Origin of the sequence: Shewanella sp. FJAT-51649, from assembly GCF_019457435.1 — a bacterium.
Lineage (GTDB): Bacteria > Pseudomonadota > Gammaproteobacteria > Enterobacterales > Shewanellaceae > Shewanella > Shewanella mangrovisoli.
The window spans coordinates 3858475-3871340 of sequence record NZ_CP080411.1 but is presented as its reverse complement, the minus strand read 5'-3'; the positions used below and the strand labels follow the sequence as shown (position 1 = coordinate 3871340).

The 12866-nt window shown below is 47.4% G+C and carries 13 protein-coding genes; 8 read left to right on the top strand and 5 right to left on the bottom strand.

All coding sequences use genetic code 11. The annotated features are described in order from the left end of the window. Nucleotides 1-53: 53 nt before the first annotated feature. On the bottom strand, nt 54-497 hold the full coding sequence (locus K0H59_RS17010) for a GNAT family N-acetyltransferase (protein ID WP_220053791.1): 444 nt from the start codon (nt 495-497) through the stop codon (nt 54-56). A gap of 220 nt (nt 498-717) precedes the next feature. Between K0H59_RS17010 and K0H59_RS17005 the strand changes: the two genes are divergently transcribed. Next, nucleotides 718-1014, top strand: a complete 297-nt coding sequence (locus K0H59_RS17005) for a DUF4234 domain-containing protein (RefSeq protein ID WP_220053790.1) — start codon at nt 718-720, stop codon at nt 1012-1014. 161 nt (nt 1015-1175) lie between these two features. After that, the gene (locus tag K0H59_RS17000) at nt 1176-2498 is read left to right on the top strand and encodes a dicarboxylate/amino acid:cation symporter (protein WP_086903751.1); all 1323 of its coding nucleotides are present in this window, start codon (nt 1176-1178) and stop codon (nt 2496-2498) included. 55 nt (nt 2499-2553) lie between these two features. Here the strand turns inward: K0H59_RS17000 and K0H59_RS16995 are convergent, their stop codons facing one another. Beyond that, nucleotides 2554-2970 carry an META domain-containing protein gene (locus tag K0H59_RS16995; RefSeq protein WP_011718162.1) on the bottom strand — a complete coding sequence of 139 codons (417 nt, stop codon included), beginning with the start codon at nt 2968-2970 and terminating at the stop codon, nt 2554-2556. 70 nt (nt 2971-3040) lie between these two features. Between K0H59_RS16995 and K0H59_RS16990 the strand changes: the two genes are divergently transcribed. Beyond that, complete coding sequence (locus K0H59_RS16990; protein ID WP_086903750.1) at nt 3041-3274, top strand: hypothetical protein; 234 nt, start codon at nt 3041-3043, stop codon at nt 3272-3274. A 13-nt stretch (nt 3275-3287) separates the two neighbouring features. On the opposite strand, the gene K0H59_RS16985 is transcribed toward K0H59_RS16990, so the two are convergent. Then, complete coding sequence (locus K0H59_RS16985) at nt 3288-4301, bottom strand: GGDEF domain-containing protein (RefSeq protein WP_220053789.1); 1014 nt, start codon at nt 4299-4301, stop codon at nt 3288-3290. A 172-nt stretch (nt 4302-4473) separates the two neighbouring features. Between K0H59_RS16985 and K0H59_RS16980 the strand changes: the two genes are divergently transcribed. From K0H59_RS16980 to K0H59_RS16970, 3 genes are all read left to right on the top strand, one after another. Next, nucleotides 4474-5022, top strand: coding sequence for a GNAT family N-acetyltransferase (locus K0H59_RS16980; RefSeq protein ID WP_220053788.1), 549 nt, complete (start codon nt 4474-4476; stop codon nt 5020-5022). Between the two features lie 117 nt (nt 5023-5139). Continuing rightward, a complete protein-coding gene (locus K0H59_RS16975; RefSeq protein WP_220053787.1) occupies nt 5140-7155 on the top strand; it encodes an EAL domain-containing protein in 2016 nt (671 codons plus the stop codon). Next, nucleotides 7148-7489, top strand: coding sequence for a hypothetical protein (locus K0H59_RS16970; protein WP_220053786.1), 342 nt, complete (start codon nt 7148-7150; stop codon nt 7487-7489). Before K0H59_RS16975 ends, K0H59_RS16970 begins: the two co-directional genes overlap by 8 nt. 6 nt (nt 7490-7495) lie before the next feature. On the opposite strand, the gene K0H59_RS16965 is transcribed toward K0H59_RS16970, so the two are convergent. Beyond that, nucleotides 7496-7945 (bottom strand): hypothetical protein, encoded by a 450-nt coding sequence (locus K0H59_RS16965; RefSeq protein WP_220053785.1) that lies wholly within the window; start codon nt 7943-7945, stop codon nt 7496-7498. A gap of 130 nt (nt 7946-8075) precedes the next feature. Continuing rightward, entirely contained in the window at nt 8076-9227 is a 1152-nt protein-coding gene (metK, locus tag K0H59_RS16960) for a methionine adenosyltransferase (protein WP_011621567.1), read from the bottom strand. 479 nt (nt 9228-9706) lie between these two features. Here metK and tkt point away from each other — a divergent pair, with 479 nt between their 5' ends. Then, nucleotides 9707-11701, top strand: coding sequence for a transketolase (gene tkt, locus K0H59_RS16955; RefSeq protein WP_086902638.1), 1995 nt, complete (start codon nt 9707-9709; stop codon nt 11699-11701). A 128-nt stretch (nt 11702-11829) separates the two neighbouring features. Continuing rightward, nucleotides 11830-12846: an erythrose-4-phosphate dehydrogenase gene (epd, locus tag K0H59_RS16950; RefSeq protein WP_220053784.1), complete on the top strand. Its 1017-nt coding sequence runs from the start codon at nt 11830-11832 to the stop codon at nt 12844-12846. Nucleotides 12847-12866 lie beyond the last annotated feature (20 nt).

The following is a 12866-nucleotide window of genomic DNA, read 5'->3' as shown; positions in this document are numbered from 1 at the left end:
GAATTAAAAGCGGTTTGAAACGAAAGGATCGGGTGATGCCCGATCCTTTTTTATTACTTTTCTTCGTACATCAGATAGTAACTCTGCTTCATCCCTAGCGCTTGGTAGGTTTGCTGAGCAGCGGTATTTTCCTGCTCCACATAGAGACGGAAACTCGCGGCGCCACCATTGGCCTCGGCCAATTGTTTCACCTCAGCATAGAGCTTGCCATAAATCCCCTGACGGCGATTCTGTGGGCGAATATAAACGCTTTGGATCCAGTAATAATCTTTGGCGCGCCAGTCGCTCCACTCGAAGGTAACCATCAGCGAACCGACAATGTCGCCATCGATTTCGGCTACCAGATAAAAGCCTTTCTCAGGGTGATTCAATAGGGTATTGACGCCTTTAATCAGGGTCGTTTCGTCTAAGGCGAGGCCTTCGGTTTCCTGTGCCATTGCCTGATTAAATTGAACTAGGGCGATGAGATCTTGCACTTTGGCTTTACGGATCAACATATAACAACTCCTCGGCGGTTAGTACCTCTACCGCTCTTGTGTATGGGGATGACGCTTAAGCATCGGCTTTTATTCGGCGGCACACTTTAGCACGGAACCGTTTAGAAGAACGAGTGAACAGCGTTTCAAATCCTGCTTTAATCACGGCTAATTTTTGTACGACTAAAGTCTAATCTGCTAGGCTTGAATAAGGTTTTCACCCTAAGGGAGTGGTGCGATTATGGCATTCGTAAAATCAACTCGTCGCTTTAAGCCCAAATTTTTACAAGTCTATGAAGTGCAAGAAGATCTTAAGATGAATCATGCCATGCACTTTGTACTTACCTTAATCACCTTTGGACTATGGGGGCTGGTTTGGTGGTATTTGATCCTCAAATCGCAGGGGGATAATCAGTCACTCTTCAGCGGTTTTGACGATGACTATTGGAGCTACCTTATTGAGTGCGAGCAGCCGCCCGCATCCCTTTATCGCCAACGTTTTGCCGCCTCAGTCAATTCGGTGCAATTTGAGGCCTAAGCTTTGCCTTAGCTGGATTTTGCAGCGGTTGGCATCAACGTGATATAGATCATCCTTAGAATTTTATCCCTTATGTTAGACTCGGCGGCTGGCTAAGTTAAGTTAGTCCCGCCAAGGATAAGGCTCAGCCCTATCATCATTTCAAACTCAAGGTTATAAACATGTCAAAACAAAGGTCATCAGCCCTAGGCCGGATCTGGTCTTCCTGGATGTCAGTGCCCCTGTGGCTGCAAATTTTCGTTGGTATGGTGTTGGGGATTGCGGTGGGCGTCAGCTTAGGTGAGCAGGCTTCTTACCTGAAACCTATTGGCACCCTGTTTGTGAATACCATCAAGATGCTGATTGTGCCTTTAGTGTTTTGTTCATTGATTGTCGGTGTGACTTCAATGGAAGACACCGCCAAAATGGGCCGAATTGGGTTTAAATCCTTTGCGTTTTACCTCTGTACCACCGCGATTGCGATCAGCCTAGGTTTAGCCGTGGGCTATGTGGTGCAACCCGGGGCGGGCGTGCCTTTACTGCAACACGAAGCGGTACAAACGGCGAAAGAAGTGCCTTCGGTGATGCAAACCCTGATTGATATAGTCCCTACCAACCCTGTTGCCGCCTTGGCGAGTGGCCAAATCCTGCAAGTCATTGTGTTTGCCGTGGCCCTAGGGATTGCCTTGGTCTTGATTGGCGACCATGGTAAGCCTGCGATCAAGGTATTTGAAAGCCTTGCCGAGGCCATGTATAAACTCACCGATATGGTGATGAAGCTTGCGCCTTACGGGGTATTTGGCTTGATGGCATGGGTCGCGGGCGAGTATGGCATCGACATGCTGTGGCCGCTGATTAAAGTGATTATTGCCGTATATATTGGCTGTATTATCCATGTGTTAGGCTTCTATAGCATAGTGCTGCGCCTATTTGCCAAGCTGAATCCACTGCATTTTTTCAAGGGGATCAGCAATGCGATGGCGGTGGCATTTACCACCTCAAGTTCGGCGGGGACCTTACCTGCAAGCATGAAATGTGCGAGCGAATATCTCGGGGTAAATAAGAAGATCTCTAGCTTTGTGCTGCCCTTAGGCACCACCATCAATATGGATGGTACGGCTTTATATCAAGGCGTGACCGCGCTGTTTGTGGCGCAGGCCTTTGGTATCGATTTAACTTGGGTCGACTATCTAACGATTATTTTAACCGCGACCTTAGCTTCAATCGGTACTGCGGGTGTGCCGGGTGCGGGCTTAGTGATGTTGACCTTAGTGCTCTCGACCGTGGGCTTGCCCTTAGAAGGCGTGGCCTTGATTGCGGGGATTGACCGTATTCTCGATATGGCGCGCACCGTGGTAAACGTCTCTGGCGACTTAGTGGCGACGACTGTGATTGCTAAGTCGGAAGATGAGCTCGATGTTGAGCATTACAATGCCGACATGGTGCAGAGCGCTATGATTGCCGAGCAAAATGCCGCGAGTGAAAACGCCGCGACGAAAAGCTAATTCATCGAGTAATAAAAAACCGCCAACTAGGCGGTTTTTTATTATCGAAGCGAGCTTATTTAAGCTGGCTTAAGACAAGGACGGGCTTATCGTCGCTGCTAAGCAGAGTTAAACGACCTTGCACTAACTTGGCCTTAGCGACCAACGGCAGGGCTTGCATCACTTTATGCTCCTGCTGCATCAGCGCATCGACGCAGGCCTTCATCGTGCTGCCGCCAGGAATGATTTTTAGCGCCTGTCCCTGCTGGCTGTATTGGCCAAAGAAGTTGTTGCAGCTGTTATTGCCAGAGAGTTTACCTTCATCAGCGAAGGTGATTTGCGCAGGGCTGTAATCCACTGTGGGTTGCCCTTGAACGGCTTCAATATGCCAGCTTCCCTGTAATGGCACTGTGTCCTGATTGGCAACGTCAGTGCTCTGACATGCGGTTAAACCAAAAAGTAATGCGCTTAATAGAAATGTTTGTTTTAACATTGTCTCAGTTCCTTTTTCCGTATTCATGGCCATAGTGTACAAGTTTAGCGGGAGATAAAAAGAGGTTTATATGACAGATACCATTAAAAGCACTATGAATTTATTGAAGTTTTTACATTGGTTAGGTGTTTTGATGTTAGTTTGTGGACTTGGGATCTATATGTTGACCCAATGGAGTCTAGAAATCAGCGGTATGTTACTGATCTCAAGCCTCATTGGTTTAGGACTCGTATTGATGTCACCCTATCCCGTGGTGCTGTTTATCCAATGGGCGAAGCGTCAGGATGAGCTTCCTAAAGATTAATCCCGCGTAAAAGCTAGAGCTCGGCCGAGTCGGCGGCGGGATTATCATACTGCTCGGCATCGAATTTGGGCGCTTGATTTGCTTGGTTTGCTTCAGGCTCTGGCTGCATGGATTTGAGTTTGCAGCGCGCATCTTCCATCATAGGCGCTAACTTGGCCGTCGATTCTGGGGTAAAGAAGCTGTAACTGGCATCGAGTTTTAGATGGGGGTTTTGTTGTTCTAATTGTTTTTCGACCCGCTTCATAATGTGCAATATATCGCGTTCGCTATCGACGAAAGCTAACACCACAAATTGAGTCTCACTGTAATGGGCGGCCACATCGGCGGTGCGAATAGTATCTTGGACCAAATTGCCCAGCAGTCTATGGTGTTTCTCTTCTAAAGTATTTTCCGACGAATTTGCTTCAGTTAACTCGAAGAAGACGATTCCCGCATGGGCGCCAAAACGTCGTCCTAGATTGAGTTGCCTAGGCGCCATCATCATAAAACCATAATGGTTGAGCATGCCGGTCTCTTGATCGCGCATCGATAGGGATTCAATTCGATGGTTTTGGCATAACAGGGATAATTCCTGCTGCAGCAAAATTTGGAAGGGCTCGAGCATGGCGCTGTTGCTCGCGGGCTCGACCATATGGGGATTTAACACGCACAGTGAACCAAATTGGCTGCCGTCGGGCCAAGCGATAGGGCGGGAGAGAATATGTTGAATACCATCGAAATCCCGTGGCAATTCATCGAGCATAAAACGGCCGAGATTAAGATAGTCTCCTTCCGCCGGACTATGTTTAAGTTGTTCAAACAGGGGGAAGTCGCTCGCAAACAAAGTGCCTGAGGTAAAGAGTGGCGTTTCGCTCACTGAGCTGACAATCACTTCAAAACCAGATTGAGTCATTTGCAGCACAAACACACTGGTGGCGCTGTAATAGCTTTTAATCAACTCGCATTGATGCATCCAGCGACCGAGATTGACTTGCTGGTGGTCACTATCGAGCAGGCTGACATTGGGGTTGATGGTTTCGGGCAACATGGTGGCGCCTAAAGGGCAAAAATATGCCTTAAGTTTGGGAAACAACAGGATAATTTGCAAATCAATGGGCTAAAAAAACATCAGTTTTTATGCATCTATTATTGGGATGATTTAGGACTCCTGTATACTGGCGCGCCGCCAGCCATATTACTCGCCAAATTGAGTTTAGATAATGACAGTAAATATACGCCCTGCTACGACACAAGATATTGATTCTTTAGTTTTATTAGAAAAAACCTTCCTCAATGATGAACTGGCGTCTTCGGCAATGGGCTTGGAGGGGCAAGCCTTTGGCCGTAGTGAACTGACCGAATTAGTCACTCGACATTGGGTGGTGGTGGCCGAGGATAAAGGGCGGATTATTGGTTATGTGATTGCCGGGCGTTGGGCCTTTTTCGAAACTTGGCCAGTTTATCGCACGCTCCTTAATCGCTTAGCTAAGGCCGAGTGGGATGGCCCTAAGTTAACAAAGCAGAACACTTGTCAGTATGGCCCCATTTGGATAGATGAACACTATCGAGGTCAGGGGATTTTTGAAGCTTTGGTGAAGGGGATTTATCAGCAACTTGCCCCTCATTTTGCCTATGCGGTGACCTTTATTGCCGAGGAGAACGAGCGTTCCTTTGCCGCTCATACTCAAAAAGCCACAATGCAAGTGGTCGATTTCTTTACCGTTTCGGCAAGAGATTACTATTTAATGGTGGCGCGCACTCAAGCTTAGTGAACATCCAGATTGACACTTGTTCTTGCTTGGAAACTCAGTATTTAGTGCATATCGTTATGAGGAATACTCTGTATCGACTATGGTTAGAGAATACTAATCAATATAAATGCTGCTATGAAGTTTGAGCTACGCCAATTTCTTGATAGAAGTTTTCTCATTTCGATACGTGAATCCTTTATCGCGTTACTGCCTTTTATTTTGATTAATTCGTTTCTATCCCTGATCATTGCATTACTCGACATTGGCATGCCGACTTGGCAAGGCTCTGCATTTCATCAGGGAATTAGTTTTTTTTCGGTGCAACTTTCAAAGATTTTTCCATTACTTGCACTGATTTCTTTGTCCTTTCACTTCGCTAAATATCTACAGCTGTCGGCGATTGTGGTGTGTTCTTTGTCGCTCAGTATTTTACTCGCCATTAATGCCCAAGATACAGGTAATGTATTTAATCTCGATTATGTACGCGCCATTTTGGCGGATCCGCGGATTGCGGTTTTGCCAATTATCTCTGCCTATTTATTACGTTTTTTGAGTGCATGGAAGAGGCTGCAACTGATAAAGGCTAAGGCGCTGAGCCGTTACTTAAAGCAACATTTAAATTTATTTTTCCCGATAGTGATTGGTTTTATTGGCCTGTTCGCCGTTGTTGCCGAAGCTTCAATCTTTTTAGAATGGTTATTTGCCCCATTTATCGAAGGGTTGCAACAAGCGAGCCTCGGCGTGCAACTGTTTATGCGGATCCTGCTCACCCATGTGCTCTGGTGTTTTGGAGTGCATGGCGATAACGCCTATCTACTGCTGATTGGCGTCGATAATGGCTTAATGCAACTGGTACCGCATTTAACGGCGAGCCAGTTTATGGACTTATTTATTCTCTATGGCGGTAGCGGTGCCACTCTATCGCTGATCATTGCCATTTTTATTGGCGCTAAAGACAGTGCCACTCGGCATATTGCGAAAATTGCCACGCCCTTTGCGATTTTTAACATCAATGAAATTCTGATTTACGGCCTACCGATTATCTTTAATCCGCGCTTATTAGTGCCGTTTATCCTGTCGCCGCTGATTAATTTTATCTTAGCTTACAGTGCTATCCATGTTGGGATCTTAAGCTTTGAGGGTCACAGTTTCCCTTGGATCACGCCGCCATTGCTCAACGCTTACATTGCCAGCGGCCACCTGAGTGCGGTGTTTTTCCAAGTGTTATTGATAGGACTTGGGGTATTGATTTATCTGCCCTTTGTACGACGTTTCTCCTTGATGTCTGAGCACTATGAGTTTGATAGTGAATTAATCAAACGTGTGCAGTTTCAAGCAGATATAGACCGTATGACGGAGCAGCATTATTCACAGCAGCAGTCCGAATCACTTAAGGCTGAATTGAACCTCGAGAAGACCATCAAAGAAGTCTTGGCGGGGGAGTTGCAACTACACTATCAGCCTAAAATTGCCTTAAGCACTAATCATGTTGTTGGATATGAGGCGCTTATTCGCCTGAAGGATGAGCATGGTAAGTTAAAGGGGCCGTATTTTATTGATGCCTTTCAGCGTGCGGGTTATTCCCATATCATCGACCGCTTTGTGATTAATACAGTTGCAGAGGATCTCGCTCGCTGGGAATTAGAAGGTTTTTACCCAAAAGTGAGCATCAATATCGACCCAAACAATATTACCGATCCCCAATTGTTGGCGACCATGAATGAAAGGTTAGGCTGCGTCGCCAACCGAGTCGAAATTGAGATGTTAGAATCGGCCTTTATGTTGGATTTAAATCGTATCGATAACAGCATGAAGCAGCTTAAACAACATGGGTTTAGCTTTTTCTTAGATGACTTCGGTACAGGGTTTTCTAGCTTAAGTTTACTGAGTCGGATCAATGTCGATGGTATTAAGCTCGACCGTAGTATTTTGGCCAATACCAGTGAGCCCAAAGGGCGTACCTTGTATCTGCAAATCTGTAAGCTTTGTAATAGTTTAGGCTTTAGTTTGATTGCCGAAGGGGTTGAAACCCTTGAAGAGGCCGAGTTTGTTAAAGCGGCAGGGGGGAGTTATGTGCAGGGCTGGTTATACGCCAAGGCGATGCCAGGGCCCGAGGCTAAAGCCTTTTGGTTGGAGAGAAATAGTGAGTGATACCTTGGTCAGCAATCTGCTGACGACATACGCCAATGCCAATTTGTCGGCTTGGGATAATTTGCGAGTCTTGCTATCCGAGTGCGAGTTGCAGCGATGTACAGCCCGTGGATTTGAAGTCGATTGCGACGACAGTCGCCCCCACTATTGGCTGCAGATTGAGGATAGTTGGCTCGATTGCGGCAGAACCAATGCCTACAGCGCGGCTATAGAACGTTTAACACCTGAGGCCGTTCAAGGTGCAAGGATAATCAGTGTGCAAGACTGTGCACTGTTATCCGCCGCGCAGATAAACCTGCTGTGTATGCAAAACGCCCATTTTGACCACTGTTAATCCGAGTTATAGGATTAACCATTCTCCCGTCGGATAATTCCCTTGATAGCCAAAAGGAAGCCGTCCTTGTAAGTACCAGGCTAAACGTTCTTGGGTAAATTCTGAGAGTGTTGCATCGGCTAACAGTAAAGTGGCTAAGGTATCGGCATCATCTGAGACTAGTGCGCAAATCTCAGCAACGGGCACTATTTCCCAGGTTTCCAGATAGGCGGCTTTAGCGATTTGGGCGACAAGTTCACTGGCGACTTGGGGCTTTAATCTGTCGGCTTGCTGATGGTCGCTAACGCATAAGCTTTCATAGGGTTCGGAGTAGGGCGGTTCGAAAAAACGGTCTGGATCCTTTTCAAGATAAGTGGTGATTTCTTCAAGGTTGCCTAAGGTTTTTGCCCTTGGCTCGCTATGGCCCACCTTGGTCGCCCAAGAACAGGATTGGAGTTGTGCAATTAACGGCTTCATTGAGTCCCTGTCTTTTGCCTATAGTGAAAGCCATCTTGCTGATTATGATGGGGTTAGGCAATACATCCTAAGCATAAAAAAACCGCCCTAAGGCGGTTTTTTACAAGCGAAAGCATGAGCTTAATGCAGATTACAGACCAGCATCGGCGCGAAGTGCGTCAGCTTTATCCGTCGCTTCCCAAGGGAACTCGTTACGGCCAAAGTGACCATAAGCGGCGGTTGCTTGATAGATTGGGCGAGCTAGGTTCAGCATTTCAGTCAGGCCGTATGGACGCAGGTCGAAGTGTTGACGGACTAACTTGATTAAGACCTCTTCAGACACTTTACCTGTACCAAAAGTCTCAACGCTGATAGACGTAGGTTCAGCCACACCGATAGCGTAAGACACTTGGATCTCACAACGGTCCGCTAGGCCTGCTGCAACGATGTTTTTCGCTACGTAACGGGCAGCGTAGGCCGCACTACGGTCAACTTTTGATGGATCTTTACCAGAGAAAGCACCACCACCGTGACGCGCCATACCACCGTAGGTATCTACGATGATCTTACGACCGGTTAAACCACAGTCACCCATTGGACCACCGATAACGAAACGGCCAGTTGGGTTGATGAAGTATTTAGTGTCCTTGTTCAGCCATTGTGCTGGCAGAACTGGCTTGATGATGGTTTCCATCACGCCTTCGATCAGATCCGCTTGGGCGATGTCTGGGCTGTGTTGGGTAGACAGTACGATCGCATCGATACCAACAATTTTGTTGTCTTCGTAAGCGAAGGTGACTTGGCTTTTCGCATCTGGGCGTAACCATGGCAGAGTGCCATCTTTACGCACTTCTGATTGGCGCTTCACTAATGCGTGGGCATAGGTGATTGGCGCTGGCATCAGAATGTCAGTTTCGTTGCTGGCATAACCAAACATTAAACCTTGGTCGCCGGCACCTTGTTCTTTTGGATCGGCACGGTCGACACCTTGGTTGATGTCTGGAGACTGTTTACCAATCGCATTTAATACTGCGCAAGAATCGGCATCGAAGCCCATATCTGAATGGACATAACCAATTTCACGAACCGTTTTACGGGTCAGCTCTTCAATATCAACCCAGGCAGAGGTGGTCACTTCGCCACCTACTAATACCATGCCAGTTTTGACATACGTTTCGCACGCAACACGTGCTTTAGGATCTTGGGCCAGAATCGCATCTAGCACAGCATCAGAAATCTGATCTGCAATCTTATCGGGATGACCTTCTGAGACCGACTCAGAAGTAAACAAGTGCTTTGCCATAGTAGGAAAATCTCGTCGTTAGCAATCAAACGTGTAGAAGCATCTACATCTAGACGGCTATTTTAGTGGAATTTCCCTTGGTTGACACCCCCTAAACTAAATATTTGTGTGTAAAGTGAGGTAAGCCCCAAATCGGGCTGAGTTTGCGGCGCTGGAGTTTCTGCTCTAACTCAATGAATTGATAGTGGTATGTGGTTTTTGTTCCAGATGAGCTGGGTAAGTTGTCGCTGAGCTAAGCTCAAACCAAGGTTGTAGCCTTATCGCTATGGGGTGCAATGTAATAAAGGATATAACATATTTGAATTATTGTATTACAAATGTGTTTAATGTGTTTTAAGATGAATTCGCCTAAACCTTCAAAGGTGTAATCCACCAGACTGGACAGTGGAATGCAATTTTCGTTTGCGTCGCTTCGCTATGTAGGGGAAAATATGCGTCCAAATTGCCCGCTAGACCCCACAAATTAAGCAGGAGAGAGCATGTCTTCCCGTAAAGTACTCGCCAACGCAATCCGTGCGTTAAGTATGGATGCAGTTCAAAAAGCAAATTCAGGCCACCCTGGCGCCCCAATGGGCATGGCAGATATTGCTGAAGTGCTGTGGAATGATTTCCTTAAGCACAATCCGAACAATCCGAAATGGGTAGATAGAGATCGTTTTATCCTCTCTAACGGTCACGGATCTATGCTGATCTACTCTTTATTACACCTGACTGGCTACGACCTGCCTATCGATGAACTGAAGCAATTCCGTCAGTTACATTCAAAAACTCCGGGTCACCCAGAATACGGCTACACCCCTGGTGTTGAAACCACCACTGGCCCATTAGGGGCGGGGATCAGCAACGCTGTGGGTATGGCGATTGCAGAAAAAACCTTAGCGGCACAATTCAACCGTGAAGGTCACGATATTGTTGACCACTACACATACTGCTTCCTCGGCGATGGCTGCTTAATGGAAGGTATTTCCCACGAAGCTTGTTCTCTGGCAGGTACCTTAGGCCTAGGCAAACTGATCGCATTTTGGGATGACAACGGCATCTCTATTGACGGTCATGTTGAAGGCTGGTTTACCGATGACACGCCAAAACGTTTCGAATCATACGGCTGGCACGTGATTGCTAACGTTGATGGTCACGACAGCGATGCGATTCGCGCGGCTATCGAAGCAGCAAAAGCCGTGACCGACAAGCCAACCATGATCTGCTGCAAAACCATTATCGGTTTTGGTTCGCCAAACAAATCTGGCAGCCACGATTGCCACGGCGCGCCATTAGGTGATGCTGAAATCGCAGCGGCCCGTGAATTCTTAGGCTGGCCACATGCGCCATTCGAAATCCCTGCTGACGTATACGCAGGTTGGGATGCGAAAGAAGCCGGTAACGCCCGTGAAGCAGCATGGAACGACAAGTTTGCCGCTTACGCTGCTGCTTACCCAGAACTGGCTGCCGAATACGAGCGCCGTGTGCTGAAAGGTGAATTACCAGCCGATTTCGAAGCTAAAGCGCAAGCCTTTATCCAAGAATGCCAAGCGAAAGGCGAAGGTATTGCGAGCCGTAAAGCGTCACAAAACGCGATTGCCGCTTTCGGTGCGGTTCTGCCTGAACTGTTAGGCGGCAGTGCTGACTTAGCGGGTTCTAATCTGACCTTGTGGGCAGGTTCTAAAGGTATTCAAGAAGATCCAGCAGGTAACTACGTGTACTACGGTGTACGTGAGTTCGGTATGAGTGGCATCATGAACGGTGTGTCACTCCATGGTGGTTTCATCAACTACGGCGCGACGTTCATGATGTTCATGGAATACGCACGTAACGCAGTACGTATGTCTGCACTGATGGGCATTCAAAACATCTTCGTTTATACCCATGACTCTATCGGTCAAGGTGAAGATGGTCCAACTCACCAACCAGTTGAGCAATTAGCTAACCTGCGTATGACGCCAAACATGGCGGTATGGCGCCCATGTGACGCGGCTGAAACCGCAGTGGCTTGGAAAGCGGCTATCGAACGTCGTCATGCACCAACATCGCTAGTATTCAGCCGTCAAAACCTGAAGGCTCAAGCACGTACTGCAGAGCAATTAGCGAATGTGGCAAAAGGCGCTTACGTACTGCAAGACTGTGCAGGTACGCCTGAGTACATCCTGATTGCGACCGGTAGTGAAGTGCAATTAGCGGTAGAAGCAGCAGCTGCGCTGACCGAGCAAGGCAAACAAGTTCGCGTGGTTTCTATGCCATCAAACACTGAGTTTGATAAGCAAGATGCCGCTTACAAAGAGTCTGTACTGCCAAAAGCTGTGACTAAGCGTATCGCTATCGAAGCGGCACATACTGACTTCTGGTACAAGTATGTTGGTTTCGAAGGCACTGTTGTTGGCATGACCACTTTTGGTGAGTCTGCGCCAGGCAACGTGCTGCTGAAGCATTTCGGTTTCACCGTTGAAAATGTGCTGAATGCTGCAAAATCACTAGGCTAATCGCTTAGGTGATGAGATTACCGACAAAAGGTTAAACTTTTGAAAGGTTAATCTGTATAATGCGGCCTGCAATCGTTTGCAGGCCGTTTTTGTATATGCAGTATTGTTAAGAGGAAATAAAGACCTCAATGATCCGAGTCGCAATCAATGGTTATGGTCGTATTGGCCGCTCAATCCTTCGCGCTTTATATGAGTCCGGAAAACGTCAGCAAATACAAATTGTCGCAATCAACGAGTTGGCTAAGCCTGAAGCCATCATTCATCTGACCCAGTACGACACTACTCACGGTCGGTTTCAGCCCAGAGTCAAATTAGTCGATGATCAGATGCTGATCGGCGATGACGTCATCAAAATTCTCCATGAACCGGATCCAGCCAAGTTGCCTTGGGGTGAGATGGACATCGACATCGTCTATGAAGCGACAGGCGCCATCTTAGATCGCAACAGCTGCGAGGCCCATATCCACGCAGGCGCCAAACAGGTCTTAATCAGTCACCCTTCTTCTGCCGATGTTGACGGCACTATCGTTTACGGTGTGAACCAAGACTTACTGCGCGCCGAGCATACCGTGGTCTCCAATGCTTCTTGTACGACCAACTGTATCGTGCCCGTCATCGACGTGCTGGATAAACACTTTGGTGTGAAAAGTGGCGCGATTACGACTATCCATTCGGCGATGAACGATCAGCAAGTGATTGATGCCTATCATGATGATTTACGCCGCACCCGAGCTGCGGGTCAGTCAATCATCCCCGTCGACACTAAACTTGCCCGTGGTATCGAGCGGATTTTGCCGCACATGAAAGACAAGTTTGAGGCGATTTCGGTGCGCGTTCCCACGATCAACGTTACTGCTATCGATCTTTCGGTAACATTAGATAAAACAGTGGATATTGCGACCGTCAATCAAGTGTTAGAATTGGCGGCCAATGGACGATTTAACGGTATCTTAGGCTATACTGATGAGCCGCTCGTATCCTGTGATTTTAACCATGATCCGCGCTCAAGTATTGTCGATGGCACCCAAACTCGGGTGAGCGCAGGACAGTTGGTTAAACTGTTGCTGTGGTGCGATAACGAGTGGGGCTTTGCAAATCGTATGCTAGATACCAGTTTGGCGATGATTGCAGCTAAACAAAGCTGAAGATAAGAATTTATACCAAT